This is a genomic window from Streptomyces shaanxiensis, from assembly GCF_039537145.1.
Classification (GTDB): domain Bacteria; phylum Actinomycetota; class Actinomycetes; order Streptomycetales; family Streptomycetaceae; genus Streptomyces; species Streptomyces shaanxiensis.
This window is the reverse complement of sequence record NZ_BAAAZY010000003.1, coordinates 198,295-214,733: the sequence shown is the minus strand read 5'-3', so window position 1 is coordinate 214,733 and position 16,439 is coordinate 198,295. Positions and strand designations below refer to the sequence as shown.

Here is a 16,439-nt window from a genome sequence, read left to right as displayed (position 1 = left end):
GTTCCGGCCGAGGCCGCGGCCGGGACCGACGAGCACAGGAGACCGTTTCCTCCATGGCAGCGAACCGCCGCCCGACCATGGCAGACGTCGCCCGAGAAGTGGGCGTCAGCGCCAAGACCGTCTCCCGGGTTCTCAACGAGGACGGATACGCCTCGGCCGAGACCAGGGAACAGGTTCTCGCCGCCGTGGCCAAGCTCGGCTTCCAGCCGAACCTCATGGCCCGCAACATCCGGGTGGGAGGGCCCGACACCACGATCGGACTGGTCATCCCCGACCTGGCCAACCCGTTCTTCGGAGCCGTGGCCAGGAGCATCGAGGACACGGTCCGCGACCGTGGCCTGACCCTGCTCGTGGGCTCCTCCGCGGACGATCCCGACCGCGAACGCTCGTTGACGGACAAGTTCCTCTCCCGCCGCGTCAGCATCCTCATGGTCGTGCCGTCCGTCGGCGCCGACCACTCCCATCTCAAGGCCCACCGCACCGCGGGACTGCCCGTGGTCTTCATCGACCGCCCCGGCGCGGGCCTGGCCACGGACAGCGTCGTCAGCTCCAACCGGGACGGCTCCCACGAGGGCGTCGCCCACCTGATCGCCCACGGACACCGGCGCATCGGCTTCATCGGCGACCTGCCCACCAAGCTCTACACCCGCCGCGAACGCCTCGCCGGCTACCGCGCCGCCCTGCAGGAAGCCGACATTCCCTACGACCGCTCACTGGTCACCAGCGCACACGACCAGCAGGGGGCCGAGGCCGCGACCTCGAAGCTGCTCGACCTGGCCGATCCCCCCACGGCCCTGTACGCCGGCAACAACATCATGGCGCTGGGCATAGTCGCCCAACTCGCCCGCGGCAAGCGCAAGGACGTCGCCGTCGTCGCCTTCGACGACGTCTCGCTCGCCGAGGCACTCGAACCGGCCCTGACCGTCGTCGCACAGGACCCCGAGGAAATCGGCAGAACAGCGGCGACGGCCGCCCTCGCCCGCCTGGACGGCGACCGATCTCGGGCACGGACCATCACCGTCCCCACCCGCCTGATCGTCCGAGGCTCGGGGGAGCAGCAGCCCGCGGTCGGCACACGGGAGGCATGAGCGGTCGCCCGCTCAGCTGCCCTTGCGACGACGCCCCGGCCGGCCATCCTGCGTGGTCAGGAGGCCCGCCGGAGCCGAACACCCATGTTCTCGTCCACCTGGTCCGCCACTATCGAGGTGCGATCGCCTTGACCCAGTCGTCAACGGTGACGACATCCGCCCACTGCGGGAACAGTCGCTCGGTGAGGATCCGGTGCACCTCCGGGTCGATGTCCAGACAGCCGTCGGAGAGGACGGTGAGGCCGAAGTCCAGGTCGTTCGCCTGGCACAGGGTGGACAGCACCACAGCGCTGGTGGCGATGCCGGTGAGCACCAGGCTGTCGATACCGCGTGCCCTCAACACCACGTCGAGATCACTGCCCGAGAACGCGCTCGCCCGCCTCTTGGTGACCACCACGTCACCCGGCAGGGGCGCGACCTCGGGGTGGATCTCGGTGCCCGGGGCGCCCTCGACGTAGAGGCCGGCCTGTGCGATGGCAGTGAGAGCCCTGTTGCGCGTGCCGACTTCCGGGAACCCGGGACGTAACGCGATGACCACGTAGATCACGGGGATGTTCGCCGCCCGGGCCCCGTCGATCGCCCTGCTCAGGCGTGACAGGTATCCGGAGTCGGCGTCGGCGATGTCCACGATGGCCCGTTGGACGTCCATCACGAGAAGAGCGCTGCTCATGTCGTCTCCAGGAACGAAGTCGGTTCGGCGTTGAAGCGGTCCGGGTTCTGGTGTTCGGATCCTATGCGGCCTCGGGCACGGCGAACGGCGCCGCCAGGAACGGCCCGAGGGCCCGCGCAGATTTCCTCCGGCGCGGGCCCTCGCTGTGTGTGCTCCATACAGGCGGTTTCCGCAGGCGTGCGCTCAGGCAGGCCGCGTGGCTGGCAGTCGGTAGCTGTACGTCGTGTCGCCCCACGGGATGTCGAACGTGGCAGCTCCGCCACCGGAGTTGTACGTGACCTGCAGCTGGGTGCCGTTGGGCAGGGGCGCGTTCTTGCGCTGGAGGCCGTCGCTCGTGGCATCGGGCGACGTGGTCCTGCCCTCGGGGGCGAGGACAGAGACGTCGTGGAGGGACCACCAGCTGCCGGAGCTCACCTCGTTGACCACTCGGATGTAGCGGGCGGTGGTGGGCAGCAGGATCCGGGGCACGGTGCTGCCGGAGCCGGTGGCAATGGGCTCGCCCCAGTCGGTGCCGTCGTCGGAGGTGTACACCTCGTACTGGCGGGCGAAGTCGCCGGACGAGGCGCCGGTGTCCAGGACGACCTGGTCGAAGGTCTGGGTGGAGCCGAGGTCGAGCTGGAACCAGTCGCCCGGTTGCATGCCGTGGCCCAGGCTCCAGCGGGTGGCCGCGTCACCGTCGACGGCCTTGGTCGGCGGGTCGTCCGAGCTGCTCGCGGACGCTGTCGCCTGCCAGTTGTCGCGGGGCAGGGCGGTCTAGCCGGTGGGCGAGGTGAGCGATGCGCCGCTGGGCAGGGTGTAGGCGAGCCACTGGTCGCCGACGCGGACCCGGGGCTGCTGGGCGAGCAGTCCTCAACGACGTGCTCAGCGGCTGGTTCGTCGTCATGCCCTCGGTGTGGCTGGCCGAGTACGCCCACCGCGCCGGCGCCCGGGTGTGGCAGTACACCTTCGACTACGCACAGGCCGGGCCCTTCGGGCCCACGCACGGCGGCGATGTCCAGTTCACCTTCGGCAACTGGGGCCAGGGCGACTTCACAAGATGGTGGACTCCTTCGCCGCGTTCGCCCGGCACGGAACGCCTGCGACCCGGGCACTGCCGGACTGGCCGGCCTTCACCCCTCGCGACCGGGCGTGCCTGTCGTTCGACGTGGAGCCGCGTCTGGTGCGTGACCGCCTCGCCGGCGCGCGGCGCGAGGCGTGGGACGGGGTCGATCCCTTCGCCGTCTGTTGATGTCCGATGCTGCCGTGGGAGCCGCCGTCCGTTGCGTGACGGCGGCTCCCACGGCGTTATCGGGCGACGTAGCCGCCGTCGACGGGGAGGGCGACGCCTACGACGAAACCGGCTCCCGGGCTGCACAGCCACAGGACCGCCTGGGCGATCTCCTCGGCCGTACCGAGGCGGTTGATGGGCTGGTTGGCCTCGGCCTCGGCGCGGTCCAGCTCCCCTTTGGCGATCATGTCGCTGACCATCGGGGTGTCGATGGTGCCGGGGCAGACGGCGTTGATACGGATGCCGCGCGGGGCGTACTCCAGGGCCGCGCTGGTGGTCAGGCCGATCACGCCGTGCTTGGAGGCGTGGTAGGAGGCACGGCCGGGCAGGCCGACGAGGCCGCCGAGCGAGGAGCAGTTGACTATGGCGCCGCTGCCCTGGGCGCGCATGTGCCGCAGCTCGTGTTTCATACAGGCCCACACGCCGCGGAGGTTGATGGCGTTGACGCGGTCGAACCGCTCGGCGGGTTCGTCGGCGGCGTCGCTGGGCGGGATCTGGATACCGGCGTTGTTGTATGCCATGTCCAAGCGCCCGAACGTCTCGACGGTCCGGTCGACTGCAGCGGCCACTTGGTCCTCGTCGCTGACGTCGCAGGTGAGGGCGAGTGCTCGGTGGCCGGAGTCGGTGAGTTCCTTGACGGCCGCGTTCAGGGCGGCTTCGTCGATGTCGGTGAGGGCGACGGCGGCCCCGGACTCGGCGAAGGCGCGGGCGGTCGCCAGGCCCATGCCGGAGCCGGCGCCGGTGACGAGGGCGACCTGGCCGGTGAAGTCGTAGGCGGGGTTCACGTGCTTTTCTCCCGTTGAGAGTGCGCCGGGTCAGGAAGCTGCTTCGATGGTGACCTCGGTGGCGGTGGCGAGGCGTTCGGTGTCGCCGTGCACGCTGCCGAGGATGATCAGGCCGGCGTCGCTGGAGCCGCTGCCTCGGTAGAAGAGGGCCAGGTTGCCCCAGGGCGCGTAATACGCCAGGTCCCCGGGCTTGGCCTCGGCGCGGTCCGGGGCGCCGGAGGTGGACAGCCGACGGGGTAGGTCAGCGATCTTCTCCGTCTCGTGGAAGTCGCTCAGGTTCAGCGTGAGCGGGAGCAGGGCGGCGAAGTCGCGGGCCGTGGCGCTGTCGTTCAGGGTGGCGTCGACCCGGTGGCCGTCGATGGTGAGCCGGATGTTCATGGCGGTCTCCTTGTCATCGGACGGTGGGGCTGGTGCCGTGGCCGTCGGCGTTCGCTGTGACGCGGAGACGGAGGACGAGGACGGGGAAGACGGGGACGGGGGCGCCTCGTCGGTACAGGCGGTCACTGCGAGCAGTAAGGCGGTCGGGACGGCGCGGGCAAGGCTGGAACGGGTGGTCAGGCTCACGGCATCCTCCGGGGGCGTCAGTTGGGGAGAGGCTCGGCGTAGTGGCGGAAGCCGTCGCGCTTGACGTGGATGTCGTACAGGCGATGGGCCAGCACCTCGGGGCTGCTGTGCTCGGCGTCGGGCCGGATCGCTCCGGGGATGATCAGCTGGGCGGCGTGGATGTTCTCCGGGGCGAGGGCGTCGTGGAGCATGCGGGCATAGGCGCTCTCGGCGGCGAAGGCGATCGAGGTGCCGGCCCGGCCCGGGTGGGGGCGTACGGCGCTGCCTCCGTTGACGAACAGCAGGGTGCCGCGGCCGAGTTCGCGCATGCCGGGCAGGACGGCGTTGACCGCGGTGACGGGGCCCTTGACGGAGAAGGCGAGGGGCGCGTCGAGGTCGTCGGCAGTCGTGTCGAGGGCAGGCTTCATGAAATCGGCGCGGGGCACGGGGCTGTACTGCAGGATCTCGATGGGCCCCAGGGCGGCTGCCGCCGCGTACAGGGCCGCGTCCAGTGACTCGATGTCGAGGACGTCGGCGGTGAAGCCCCGCGCCTGGATGCCGTCGCGGGCCAGCTCGGCGGTGAGTCCGTCCAGCTTCTCGGCGCTGCGGGAGATGAGGGCCACGGTGTGACCGGCGGTTCCGAAGCGGCGGGCGGTGGCGAGTCCGAGGCCGGGGCCGGCGCCGACGAGGGCGAAGGTCGTCATGGTGAGTCCTTGTGGGTGGAGGGGCTTCGCTCAGGCTGCGGGGGCTTGCCGGCGCGGCGCTCGGGCTCGCCGGGCCGGCTGCTCCATGTCGAGCCTCACATGCCGAGGCAAGAGCGAAAAGCGGAGAAAGACATCCGGGGAGGGAGACATCCTGGGTGGAAACTCTCCCTCCTTCCTCAGGTGCGTTCGGTGTCATGCTGAGCGGCATGACCGGCAATGTTCCCCTCAACGAGCTGGGAGAATTCCTCAAGAAGCGCCGCGCCGAGCTGAGCCCGCGCACTGTCGGCCTGCCCGACAACGGCAGCCCCCGCCGGGTCGCCGGACTGCGCCGCGAAGAGGTCGCCCAGCTCGCCAGCATCAGCACCGACTACTACACGCGTCTCGAACAGGGCCGTATGCAGGCGTCCGCGCCCGTGCTGGACGTCCTCGCCCGGGTGCTCCATCTCGACGACGACGAACGCGGCTATCTCTTCCAGCTCGCCGGCAAGACCACCACCCGCGCCCGCAGCCGGGGACGACAGAAGGTCCAGCCGCAGCTGCAACGGGTGCTGGACGATCTCACCGCCACCCCGGCCATCGTGCAGGGCCGGCGCGGGGACATCCTGGCCTGGAACGCACTGGCGGCAGCGCTGGTCACCGACTTCTCCCGGATCCCGGAGAAGCACCGCAACTACCCGCGGATCATCTTCACCGATACGGCCATGCGCACCCTGTACGCCGACTGGGAGACCTCCGCGCGGCTCGCCGTGGCGCAGCTGCGGATGGAAGCCGCGAAGTATCCCGAGGACCCCCGCCTCATCGAGCTGGTCGGTGAACTGTCCCTGCGCGACAAGCAGTTCGCCCAGTGGTGGGGCGACCACCGCGTCGCGGCCCGCACGGTGGGCACGAAGACCCTCAACCACCCGGTGGTCGGCGAACTCGTCCTGGACTGGGACACGTTGACCGCCAACACCGACCCCGACCAGCACCTCACCGTCTGGACGGCCGCACCCGGCTCCCCCACCCACGAGCGGCTGCGCATCCTCGCCTCCTGGGCCGCCGACCAGAATCTGCCGGCTTCTCCTCCTCTCGCCTGACCACGGGAACCACGCCTGCCGAACAGGAGACGGACGGCGCGGTGTGCCCTGCCAGGAAACGGAGTGCGGCTGGGTCGGCCGGGCTCCGGTGGGCGGGTGTCACATGCCTCGTCCGCCGATGCCGCCGTCGGGTGCGATCTCGTCGATGCGGGCGAGGTCGTCGGCGGTCAGCTCGAGGTCGGCGGCGGCGATGTTCTGCGCGACGCGCTCGGGGTTGCGCGAGCCGGGGATCGGGACGATGTAGTCCTTCTTCGCCAGCAGCCAGGCCAGGGCGAGCTGGGACAGGGTGACGCCCTTGCTCTCGGCGAGCTTGGTCAGCTCGCTGACGATGGAGAGGTTCTGGTCGAAGTTCTCCGGGGCCCACCAGGGAATCATCTGGCGGAAATCGCTCGCGTCGTAGTGCTCACGGGACTTGACCGCGCCGCTGAGGAAACCGCGGGCGAGCGGGGAGTAGGCGACCAGCCCGATGCCGAGCTCCTCCAGTACGGGGAAGAACTGCTCGGAGTCGTGGGCGAAGATCGAGTACTCGTGCTGCAGGACCGAGATCGGGTGCACCGCGTGGGCACGGCGGATGGCGTCGGTGTCGGTGTTGGACAGGCCGAGGTACTTGACCTTGCCGGCGTCGACGAACTCCTTCATCACACCGACCACGTCCTCGATCGGGACGCTCGGGTCAGGGCCGTGCTGGTAGAGCACGTCGATCACGTCGACGTTCAGGTTGCGGAGGCTGTTCTCGACGACCTCCCGGATGTGCTCCGGCTTCGAGTTCCGAGCGAAGGTCGGGGTGAGGCCGAACTTGGTCGCGATCGTCACCTCGTCGCGGATCGGGGCCAGAGCGTTGCCGAGCAGCTTCTCGCCCTCTCCCCAGCCGTACATCTCCGCGGTGTCGAAGTGGGTCACGCCGAGCTCGTGAGCGCGGCGGATCGCGGCGATCGACCCGGTGTCCTCCGAGGGGCCGTAGCCGACGGCGGTACCCATCGCGCCGTAGCCGAGCTCGGAGACGGTCAGGCCCTGGCGGCCCAGATTGCGCTGCTGCATGATCCACTCCTGTAAGTCACACCAAACGGTTCGGTTCGACCATACAGCCGTCAGCCGCCTCTGCCAAACCGAACGGTTCGGTTGGGTAAGCTGGGCCTCATGGCCTCCCGCAGCAGCGTCACCGACGCCACCAGTGACCGCATCATTTCCGCGGCCACCGCCGAATTCGCCCGTCACGGCATCGCGGGAGCGCGGGTCGAGAGGATCGCCAAGGCGGCGCGCACCAGCAAGGAACGCGTCTATGCGTACTTCCGCAGCAAGGAGGCGCTCTACCGGTTCGTCGCCGGCCGGGAGCTCGCGGCCATGGCCGAAGCCGTCCCCCTGGATCCCGCCGACCTTCCGGGCTACGCCGGCCGCATGCATGACCACGCCACCCGCCACCCCGAACGCCACCGGCTGATGATGTGGGGCCAACTGGAGCTGCCGGCCGGGGAGGCTCCCTCCGACGACCCGGTACAGGAGTCCCTGCGCCGCAAGATCGAGCTGGTACGCAAGGCGCAGGAGGCCGGCCACCTCGATCCCGCGTGGGAGCCCGAGGACATCCTCGTGTTCGTCAGCCAACTGGCTTTGTCGTGGGCCGGCCAGACCGACCTCGTTCCCCTCGGCGAGGAACGCGACGCCTTCCTGGCGGCCCGCCGGGCGGCCATCGTCGCCGCCGTCCAGCGCTTGTTCCCCTCGACGGCAGAAGGCAGCAGGAGCGACCCCGACTGCGATGGGCCACAGATTCGTCAACCCGGGTGACGCCCTCGCCCTACCGCGGCCCGGCCTACGCTGCCGCCCGCTCGCGGCTACGAGGAAACGACCCGGGCCTCGACCGGCCCGTCGGCCCGTGCGCCCTGGTCGGCGAGGGCGCGCAGCTCGTCGGCAGCGAGCGCGTACCCCGTGTCCGGGTGGGCGGAGGAGCGAGCGAAGACCATCCCGTAGACCTGCCCGTCGGTGGTCAGCAGCGGTCCGCCCGAGTTGCCTGGGCGGACGGTGGCGCGGAGCTGGTGGACATCCCGGGTGACGGTGGACGCGTCGTAGATGTCCAGGCCGGTGGCGTCCATGCGGGCCGCCACCGTGGCCGCCCGCAGGTCCAGGCCGCCGTTCTGCGGGTACCCGGCGACCACGGCGGAGCCGCCCCGCATCGTGTCGCTCCCGGCGAAGGAGACGGCCGGGACGTCCGGACCGGGCACGCGCAGCACCGCGGCGTCGGTGCCCGGGTCGTACAGGACGACGGTCGCGGGCACCCGCTCCCCCACCCCGCCGGTCCGCACCCAGGGACGGTCCACGCCGGCGACGACATGGGCGTTGGTCATCACCATGCCGTCGCCGTGGACGAAGCCGCTGCCCTCGGCGCCCCGCCCGCTGTTGTCGACCTGTCCGGTGACCTTCATCGTGCCGTGCTCTGCTGCGCGACACGTGTCGCCGTGGCGGTCACGGCGTCGCGGGAGGGCTGGGCGATCCGGTGGCCGGCTCGCCCAGGAGAAAATTACCTAGCCTCCGATCGCGGACATCGGGCGGTCCGGCTGGACGAACGTCGGGGCGTCCAGGCCCGCGCCCGCCTTCTTGCCCCACATCGCCTCGCGCCAGATCCGCGCGATCTCCTCGTCCGGGACGTCCGAGCGCAGGGCTGCGCGCAGGTCGGTCTCCTCCCGGGCGAACAGACAGGTTCGTATCTGGCCGTCGGCGGTGAGCCGGGTGCGGTCGCAGGCGGCGCAGAACGGACGGGTGACGGAGGCGATGACGCCGACGCGGTGCGGGCCGCCGTCCACGATCCAGCGCTCGGCCGGCGCCGAACCCCGGGCCTGGGAGCCCTCCTCCGTCAGCTCGAAGCGGGTGCGCAGGGAGGCCAGGATGTCCCCGGCGGTGATCATGCCGTCGCGCTTCCAGCCGTGCTGGGCGTCCAGCGGCATCTGCTCGATGAAGCGCAGCTCGTAGTCGTGCTCGACCGCCCAGGCCAGCAGGTCGGGAGCCTCGTCGTCGTTCAGGCCCGGCATCAGCACCGAGTTCACCTTCACCGGCGTCAGACCCGCCTCACGGGCGGCGTGCAGGCCCTCGATGACGTCCTTGTGGCGGTCCCGACGGGTCAGGGTCTTGAAGACGTCCGGGCGGAGAGTGTCGAGGGAGACATTGACCCGGTCCAGGCCCGCCGCCTTCAGCGCAGCCGCGGTGCGCTTGAGGCCGATGCCGTTCGTCGTCAGCGACATCTGCGGGCGGGGCTCCAACGCCGCCACCCGCTCGACGATGCCCACCAGGCCCGGCCGCAGCAGCGGCTCGCCGCCCGTGAAGCGGACCTCCTCGACACCCAGGGAGGTCACCGCGATACCGATCAGGCGGACGATCTCGTCGTCCGTGAGCAGGTCGGTCTTGGCCAGCCACTGCAAACCCTCTTCGGGCATGCAATACGTACAGCGCAGATTGCACCGGTCGGTCAGCGAGACTCGCAGGTCGGTGGCCACCCGGCCGTAGGTGTCGATGAGCACGTGCTTCCTATTCCACTCACGCCTTCAAGGGAACTTCACAGAAAATCGCACACCGCATGGATGTCTGAAGCCGCACCGGAAACGCGGTGGATCGGGCCGGTGACCCGGGTCAGGGGCAGGCCCGTGCTCTGGTTGGCGTGAGCGATGATCTCGGCGGTGATGGAGATGGCCGTCTCCTCGGGTGTGCGGGCGCCGAGGTCGAGGCCGATCGGGGAGCGCAGCCGGGCCAACTGCCTGTCACTGACCCCGACTTCACGCAGGCGGCGCAGACGTTCGTCGTGGGTGCGGCGCGAGCCCATGGCACCGACGTAGCCGACGGGCAGGTCGAGGGCGAGCTGGAGCAGGGGGATGTCGAACTTGGCGTCGTGGGTCAGCACGCAGACGGCGGTACGGGCGTCCACCGCCGTCTGTGCCAGGTAGCGGTGGGGCCAGTCGACGACCACCTCGTCGGCGTGCGGGAAGCGGGCTTCGGTGGCGAAGACGGGGCGGGCGTCGCACACGGTGACGTGGTAGCCGAGGAACCGACCGGCCTGGGCGAGGGCGGCGGCGAAGTCGATGGCGCCGAAGATCAGCATGCGGGGGCGGGTGGCGGCCGCGTGGACGAGGACGGTGAGCTGCTCGGGGCAGGTGTCGGCGTCTCCGCCGAGGGAGAGACGTGCGGTGCGTCCGGTGCGCAGTTGGGCGGTGGCCCGGTCCGCCACTGCCCGGCCGGTCGGCCCGTCGCCGAGCGTGCTGTCGGCGATCCAACTGTTGCCGAGGACGCTCAAAGTGGCGCCGAGCAATCCCTCAGGCCCGTCCACGACCTGGGCGACGGCAGCGGGCCGGCCCTCGACCGCCCCGGCGAGCGCCGCGCCGAGATGCGGCTGGGCGGCCGGGTCGACTCGCTGCACGAGCACGTCGAGTTCGCCGCCGCAGGTCAGTCCCACGGCGAAGGCGTCGTCGTCGGAGTAGCCGAACCAGGCCCGGTGGGCCGGCCCTCGGTCCTGCAGCACCTGTCGGCACAGTTCGTACACCGCCCCCTCGACACAGCCGCCGGAGATGCTGCCGACCGCATTGCCGTCGGCGTCCACCGCCACCGACGTACCGACGGGCAGAGGTGCGCTGCCGGTGACGTCGACGACGGTCGCCAGGGCGAAGGGGCGTTCCTCGCGGCACCAGCGGTGCAGTGTGTCCGCGATGTTCAGCATGGGAGTCTCCAGGATCTCCAGAGCAGGCGGTCGCTGTCGCAGAAGGTGAGCGGGCCGCCGCCGCGTCCACGGGGCGCATGCGCGGCGGCGGCCCGGGGAGGCCCGGCAGCCGTACGGGGGGTTCGGCTGCCGGACCCGTTCATGGAGGCGGTGCCGTCAGAGCAACCCCTCGGCGGTGATGGGCAGTTGGCGGATCCGTCGGCCGGTGGCGTTGAAGACGGCGTTGCCGATCGCGGCCGCCACACCGACCTGGACGACCTCGCCGAGTCCCTTGACGCCCAGCAGGTTGCCGGCGTTGTCCTCGCCGTCGAGGTAGATCGCCTTGATCTCGGGGACATCGGCGTTCACGGGCACGAGGTAGTCGGCGAGGCTGGCGTTGACGATCCGCCCGTCGCGGTGGTCGGTGACCGTGTGCTCCAGCAGCGCCTGGCCGATGCCGCCCACGATGCCGCCGATCGCCTGGCTGTCGGCGAGCTTGGGGCTGATGATCCGCCCCGCGTCGTACACGCCGAGCATCTTGCGCACCCGCACCAGCCCCAAGTCCGCGTCGACCGAGACCTCGGCGAAGGTCGCGCTGTAGGCGAAGTAGGCGGACCGCTCGGAGCCAGGTCCGGCGTAGGAACCGTTCGCCTCCAGACGGGAGCGGTCGTTGCGGGCCAGCAGGCGCTTGTACGTCTCACCGCGCGCCGTGTCGTTCCGCACGTGCAGTCGGCCGTTGCGCACGACCACGTCGTCCGCGTTCACGCCGTACAGCGGAGACTCCCGGTCCTCCACGGCCAGCTTGATCGCCTGCTGCCGCACCTTGTTGCAGGCGTCGACGACGGCCGAGCCGACACTGGCCATGGTCGACGAACCGCCGTGCGGCGAGGTGAACGGATACTCCGAGTCCCCCAGCCGGAACGTGACCGTGCGCATGGTCAGCCCGAGGGCGTCGGCCGCGACCTGGGTCTGGGAGGTGTAGGTGCCCGGCCCCATGTCGGTGGTGGCCGCCTCCACGACCGCCGTGCCGTCGGCATCCAGCCGTGCCCGGGCCTGCCCCGGATACCGCCCGCAGTCGTAGGCCCCGGCGGCCATGCCCAGCCCGATCAGCAGGTTTCCGTCCCGTGTGGAGCGCGGCTTGGGGTTGCGGCGGTCCCAGCCGAACTCGCGGGCGCCGACCGTGTAGCACTCGCTCAGTCGCCGGGTGGAGAAAGGCTCGTTGGTCGACTCGTCCTCGGCCGGTTCGTTGCGCCGGCGCAGCTCGATCGGGTCGATGCCGAGTTCGTGCGCGAGTTCGTCCATGGCCGACTCGATCACGAACGACGCGGGGGCGAAGCCGGGCCCGCGCATCCAGATCGGGGTGTTCACGTCCAACGGCACCTGCCGATACGCCTGGCGGACGTTGGGCATGCTGTACATCATCTGGCCCGTGCCCAGGACGGCCTCGAGGAACGTCTCGTACGACGAGGTCTCGTGGTCGATGTCGTGGATCGCGGCGTTCAGCTTGCCGCGCCGGTCGCTGCCGAGGCGCAGCCGGTACTCGTACGCCGGACGGAATCCGGTGCCGAAGTACATCTGCTTGCGCGACAGCACCAGCTTCACCGGGCGCCGTGTCACCCGCGCGGCCAGCGCGGCGACGATCGTGTGCGGCCAGCAGCGCAGTCCACTGCCGAAGCCGCCGCCGACGAACGGGTTGATGACCCGCACCGCGTCCGCCGGGAGGTCGAAGACCGCGGCGATCTCGTCGTGCGTGCCCATCACCCACTGCGTCTTGTCCCACACCGTCAGCCGGTTGCCCTCCCAGCGGGCGACGGTGGCGTGCGGCTCCATCGGGTTGTGGTGGTTGCGGGCCAGTTCGTACTTCAGGTCCAGCCGTACGGCGGAGGAGCGCAGCCCTGCTTCCGCGTCCCCGCGCGCATAGGGCGTCGGCTCGCCCGGTTCGGCCTTGGTGATGTCCGTCGAGGGCTGCTCGGCGTCGTAGCGGACCTTGACCAGGCTCGCCCCGTGCTGGGCGGCCTCCAGCGTCGTGGCCACCACGACGGCGACCGGCTGGCCGTGGAAGAGGACCTTGTCGTCCTGGAAGACCCGAAGTCTGCGTCCGGCCGGGTTGTTGGAGCCGGCGTTGTCGCGGTACGGCAGCTTCGGCGCGTTGCCGTGGTGGATCACCCGCAGAACGCCCGCGTGTTTCTCAGCGGCGCGTGTGTCGATGGACCTGATGCGGCCGCGGCCGATGCTTGCGTCGACGATGACGGCGTGCACGACACCGTCGAGGTCGTGCTCGGCGGCGTACTCCGCCTTGCCGGTGACCTTGAGCCGGCCGTCCACGCGGGACAGCGGCGCACCTACGGCTGCCTGCGGCTGGGGGCTCATTCCATCTCTCCTACGGTGCGCAGCTGGCGTTCGACGGTCCGCTTCAGGAGGTCGACCTTGAACCGGTTGTGCTGGAGGGGGCGGGCGCCGTCGGCCGCGTGACCGGCGGCCTCGGCCCACAGGCGGTCCGAGGGGCGCTCGCCGATCAGGGCTCGCTCGACGGCGGACAGCTTCCACGGCACCGTGGCCACACCGCCCGCGGCGACCTTCGCCTCGCGGATCACGCCGCCGCGTACATGCAGCGCGACGGCCGCCGAGGCGAGCCCGAACGAGTAGGACTGCCGGTCGCGGATCTTCAGGTAGGCCGACTTGAGCGGACGCGGGAGCGCCGGGATCTCCACGGCGGTGATCAACTCGCCGGGCTTCAAGGCGTGTTCCCTGTTCGGGGTGGCGCCGGGGCGGAGCAGGAAGTCGGCGAAGGGGAGCCTGCGCTCCTTGCCGTCCGGGGCCTGCAGATGGACCGTCGCCTCCAGGGCGGTGAGGGCGACGGCGAAGTCGGAGGCGCGCACGGCCACGCAGTGATCGGAGCCGCCGAGGATCGCATGGCCGCGGTTGTAGCCCTGCAAGGCGGCGCAGCCGGAGCCGGGCTCGCGCTTGTTGCAATCGGCGGTCACGTCACGGAAGTACGTGCAGCGGGTGCGCTGCATGATGTTGCCGCCGATGGTGGCCATGTTCCGCAGCTGGGCCGAGGCGCCCCGCAGCGCCTGGGCGGCCACCGGGTAGAGGGAGTTCAGCTTGGGGTCGGCGGTGGCCACGGCCATCGGGACCAGGGCGCCGATGCGGATGCCCCCGCCCGCGGTGGCGGTGATCTCCCGCAGGGGCAGCGCGCTGATGTCGACCACCGTCTCGGGGGTCTCGACGGTCTCGCGCATCAGGTCGACCAGGGTGGTGCCGCCGGCGATGTAACGGCCGCCGCGCCTGCCGGCGTCCAGGGCTTCCCGGACGCTGTTCACGCGGGTGTAGGCGAAGGGATACACGGGCCGCTCCTTACTTCCGGGCGGCGGTCTGCTCGACCGCGCGCACGATCTTGACGTAGCAGCCACAGCGGCAGACGTTGCCGCTCATGTACTCCCGGATCTCCTCCGGCGAGTTGGTGTGGCCCTCCTGGATGCAGCCGACGCCGGACATGATCTGGCCCGGGGTGCAGTACCCGCACTGGAAGGCGTCCTCGTCGATGAACGCCTGCTGCAGCGGGTGCAGTTCGTCGCCCTTGGCCAGGCCCTCGATGGTGGTGACCTCGGCGCCCTCCAGCCGCACGGCCAGCGTCAGGCAGGAGTTGACCCGCTGTCCGTCGACCAGCACCGTGCACGCTCCGCAGGCCCCGGCGTTGCAGCCCTTCTTGGAGCCGGTCAGGTCGAGGTGCTCGCGCAGCAGGTCCAGCAGCGACGTGCGGTTGTCCACCGTCACGGTCCGGCGGGTGCCGTTGACGGTCAGGGAGACCCGGCTGGAGGGCGCCGCCCCCGCGGCGGAAGCCTCCTCCGAGCCGGCGAGGAACGTCCCTCCGGCCACCACGGCACCGCCCACCACGACACCAGTGGCGATGACGGTACGCCGGCTGGGCCCCGAGGAGGACTCACCCGATTCGGTCGAGGGTGGAACAGCGGATTCAGAGAGGTCAGCAGACATACGTACGCCTTCGCATCACGGACGGGACAGACGTGAACAACAGCGGGACAGCAGGCGCGGGATCAACGCCACCGCGGGGAAAGGGCGACCGCGCGCCTTGGCAGCGGCGGCTGGTCACGGCGGGAGTCTTGCATCACCGGCGACACTCGCGGCAGGGAGACTTTTATCCCCCCTTTGCCTTCTCGTGGTCTTCTCCATGGCAAGGAGGCGGTGAGCGAGCCGAATTCCTGCGGGCCTGATTCCTGAAGGCCTGATTCCTGAGGGCCTGATTCCTGCGGGCCTGAGTCTTGAGGGCATGACTCTTGAGGGAATGGCACATTTCGCGCGCCGCCGGGCAAGAGCCTGACTCTGCCAGTGGTAGGAACCGCGAACGTAGGCACATTCCCGCCCTGGGTGATTTCCCGGCGGCGAGGCAGGCTCGACACCGTGCCTGGTCGGAAGGCAGCCGGGCGCGAGAGCACTGCTAGGAGATCCCCCTCATGACCACCGTTGCTGCTTACGCCGCTCCCGCCGCCAAGGCTCCCCTGGAGCGCACCACCATCGAGCGGCGCGAGGTCGGTGAGTTCGACGTGCTGATCGACATCAAGTTCGCCGGTATCTGCCACTCCGACATCCACCAGGTCCAGGAGGGCTGGGGTACCGCCATCTTCCCGATGGTCCCCGGTCACGAGATCGCCGGTGTCGTCTCCGAGGTCGGCCCCGGTGTCACGAAGTACAAGGTCGGCGACCGGGTGGGCGTCGGCTGCTTCGTCGACTCCTGCCGCGAGTGCGACCACTGCAAGGCCGGCCTGGAGCAGTACTGCACCGGCGGCGGCATGATCCAGACGTACAACTACCTCGACAAGGACGGCCGGCCCACCTACGGCGGCTACTCCGAGAAGATCGTCGTCGACGAGAACTACGCCGTCCGCATCCCCGACGGCCTCCCCCTCGACGTGGCCGCCCCGCTGCTGTGCGCGGGCATCACCCTGTACTCCCCGCTCAAGCACTGGGGCGCGGGCCCCGGCAAGAAGGTCGCGATCGTCGGTCTGGGCGGCCTCGGCCACATGGGCGTCAAGATCGCCCACGCGCTGGGCGCCGAGGTCACCGTCCTCTCGCAGTCGCTGCGCAAGAAGGACGACGGCCTGAAGCTGGGCGCCGACCACTACTACGCCACCAGCGACCCGAAGACCTTCGAGGAGCTGGCCGGCACATTCGACCTCATCGTCTCCACGGTCTCGGCCCCGCTCGACTTCAGCGCGTACGTGAACCTGCTGAAGATCGAGGGTGCCCTGGTGAACGTGGGCGCCCCCGAGGAGCCCGTGTCCGTCAACGTCTTCCCGCTGATCATGGGCCGCAGGTCGATCGCCGGCTCCGCCATCGGCGGCATCGCCGAGACCCAGGAGATGCTGGACTTCTGCGCCGAGCACAGCTTCGGCGCCGAGATCGAGGTGATCGCCGCGTCCGAGATCAACGAGGCGTACGAGCGGGTGCTGGCGAGTGACGTCCGGTACCGGTTCGTGATCGACACCGCGACGATCTGACCCCGGATTCACTCCGTTCCCGAAAGGGGGGAGGAATTCTTCCCTGGGAGAATTCCTTCCCCCTCTCTTTCTCTACCCAGGCCGATCTCAAGATGCGCTAAATGCGCTTACGGGCCTA

The 16,439-nt window shown here is 70.2% G+C and carries 17 protein-coding genes; 5 read left to right on the top strand and 12 right to left on the bottom strand.

Translation table 11 applies throughout. The annotated features are described in order from the left end of the window. Window positions 1-53 precede the first annotated feature (53 nt). Entirely contained in the window at window positions 54-1,088 is a 1,035-nt protein-coding gene (locus tag ABD932_RS03195) for a LacI family DNA-binding transcriptional regulator (RefSeq protein ID WP_345008522.1), read from the top strand. A gap of 109 nt (window positions 1,089-1,197) precedes the next feature. Here the strand turns inward: ABD932_RS03195 and ABD932_RS03190 are convergent, their stop codons facing one another. After that, window positions 1,198-1,758, bottom strand: coding sequence for a cysteine hydrolase family protein (locus ABD932_RS03190; RefSeq protein WP_345008521.1), 561 nt, complete (start codon window positions 1,756-1,758; stop codon window positions 1,198-1,200). 183 nt (window positions 1,759-1,941) lie between these two features. Continuing rightward, window positions 1,942-2,505 carry a discoidin domain-containing protein gene (locus tag ABD932_RS03185; protein ID WP_345008751.1) on the bottom strand — a complete coding sequence of 188 codons (564 nt, stop codon included), beginning with the start codon at window positions 2,503-2,505 and terminating at the stop codon, window positions 1,942-1,944. 289 nt (window positions 2,506-2,794) lie between these two features. Between ABD932_RS03185 and ABD932_RS03180 the strand changes: the two genes are divergently transcribed. After that, complete coding sequence (locus ABD932_RS03180; RefSeq protein ID WP_345008520.1) at window positions 2,795-2,986, top strand: hypothetical protein; 192 nt, start codon at window positions 2,795-2,797, stop codon at window positions 2,984-2,986. Window positions 2,987-3,042: 56 nt separating this feature from the next. Here the strand turns inward: ABD932_RS03180 and ABD932_RS03175 are convergent, their stop codons facing one another. From ABD932_RS03175 to ABD932_RS03165, 3 genes are all read right to left on the bottom strand, one after another. Next, on the bottom strand, window positions 3,043-3,810 hold the full coding sequence (locus ABD932_RS03175; protein WP_345008519.1) for an SDR family NAD(P)-dependent oxidoreductase: 768 nt from the start codon (window positions 3,808-3,810) through the stop codon (window positions 3,043-3,045). A 30-nt stretch (window positions 3,811-3,840) separates the two neighbouring features. Beyond that, window positions 3,841-4,188 carry a cyclophilin-like fold protein gene (locus ABD932_RS03170; protein ID WP_345008518.1) on the bottom strand — a complete coding sequence of 116 codons (348 nt, stop codon included), beginning with the start codon at window positions 4,186-4,188 and terminating at the stop codon, window positions 3,841-3,843. Between the two features lie 203 nt (window positions 4,189-4,391). Then, entirely contained in the window at window positions 4,392-5,057 is a 666-nt protein-coding gene (locus ABD932_RS03165) for an SDR family NAD(P)-dependent oxidoreductase (RefSeq protein ID WP_345008517.1), read from the bottom strand. Window positions 5,058-5,251: 194 nt separating this feature from the next. On the opposite strand from ABD932_RS03165, the gene ABD932_RS03160 reads away from it, so the two are divergent. Then, a complete protein-coding gene (locus ABD932_RS03160; RefSeq protein ID WP_345008516.1) occupies window positions 5,252-6,133 on the top strand; it encodes a helix-turn-helix domain-containing protein in 882 nt (293 codons plus the stop codon). 99 nt (window positions 6,134-6,232) lie between these two features. On the opposite strand, the gene ABD932_RS03155 is transcribed toward ABD932_RS03160, so the two are convergent. Beyond that, a complete protein-coding gene (locus tag ABD932_RS03155) occupies window positions 6,233-7,171 on the bottom strand; it encodes an aldo/keto reductase (protein WP_345008515.1) in 939 nt (312 codons plus the stop codon). Window positions 7,172-7,270: 99 nt separating this feature from the next. Between ABD932_RS03155 and ABD932_RS03150 the strand changes: the two genes are divergently transcribed. Continuing rightward, the gene (locus ABD932_RS03150) at window positions 7,271-7,912 is read left to right on the top strand and encodes a TetR/AcrR family transcriptional regulator (protein WP_345008514.1); all 642 of its coding nucleotides are present in this window, start codon (window positions 7,271-7,273) and stop codon (window positions 7,910-7,912) included. Window positions 7,913-7,959: 47 nt separating this feature from the next. Here ABD932_RS03150 and ABD932_RS03145 read toward each other — a convergent pair whose 3' ends face one another. The 6 genes from ABD932_RS03145 to ABD932_RS03120 form a co-directional block, all read right to left on the bottom strand. Continuing rightward, window positions 7,960-8,547 carry a trypsin-like peptidase domain-containing protein gene (locus ABD932_RS03145; RefSeq protein WP_345008513.1) on the bottom strand — a complete coding sequence of 196 codons (588 nt, stop codon included), beginning with the start codon at window positions 8,545-8,547 and terminating at the stop codon, window positions 7,960-7,962. 99 nt (window positions 8,548-8,646) lie between these two features. After that, a complete protein-coding gene (gene moaA, locus ABD932_RS03140) occupies window positions 8,647-9,636 on the bottom strand; it encodes a GTP 3',8-cyclase MoaA (protein WP_345008512.1) in 990 nt (329 codons plus the stop codon). 35 nt (window positions 9,637-9,671) lie between these two features. After that, a complete protein-coding gene (locus ABD932_RS03135) occupies window positions 9,672-10,823 on the bottom strand; it encodes an XdhC family protein (protein ID WP_345008511.1) in 1,152 nt (383 codons plus the stop codon). Window positions 10,824-10,979: 156 nt separating this feature from the next. Continuing rightward, window positions 10,980-13,172, bottom strand: a complete 2,193-nt coding sequence (locus tag ABD932_RS03130; protein WP_345008510.1) for a xanthine dehydrogenase family protein molybdopterin-binding subunit — start codon at window positions 13,170-13,172, stop codon at window positions 10,980-10,982. Next, window positions 13,169-14,149 (bottom strand): FAD binding domain-containing protein, encoded by a 981-nt coding sequence (locus ABD932_RS03125; RefSeq protein ID WP_345008509.1) that lies wholly within the window; start codon window positions 14,147-14,149, stop codon window positions 13,169-13,171. The genes ABD932_RS03130 and ABD932_RS03125 overlap by 4 nt, the downstream gene beginning before the upstream one ends. A 10-nt stretch (window positions 14,150-14,159) precedes the next feature. Continuing rightward, window positions 14,160-14,798 carry a (2Fe-2S)-binding protein gene (locus ABD932_RS03120; RefSeq protein ID WP_345008508.1) on the bottom strand — a complete coding sequence of 213 codons (639 nt, stop codon included), beginning with the start codon at window positions 14,796-14,798 and terminating at the stop codon, window positions 14,160-14,162. A gap of 479 nt (window positions 14,799-15,277) precedes the next feature. Here ABD932_RS03120 and ABD932_RS03115 point away from each other — a divergent pair, with 479 nt between their 5' ends. Beyond that, on the top strand, window positions 15,278-16,321 hold the full coding sequence (locus tag ABD932_RS03115; protein WP_345008507.1) for an NAD(P)-dependent alcohol dehydrogenase: 1,044 nt from the start codon (window positions 15,278-15,280) through the stop codon (window positions 16,319-16,321). Window positions 16,322-16,439 lie beyond the last annotated feature (118 nt).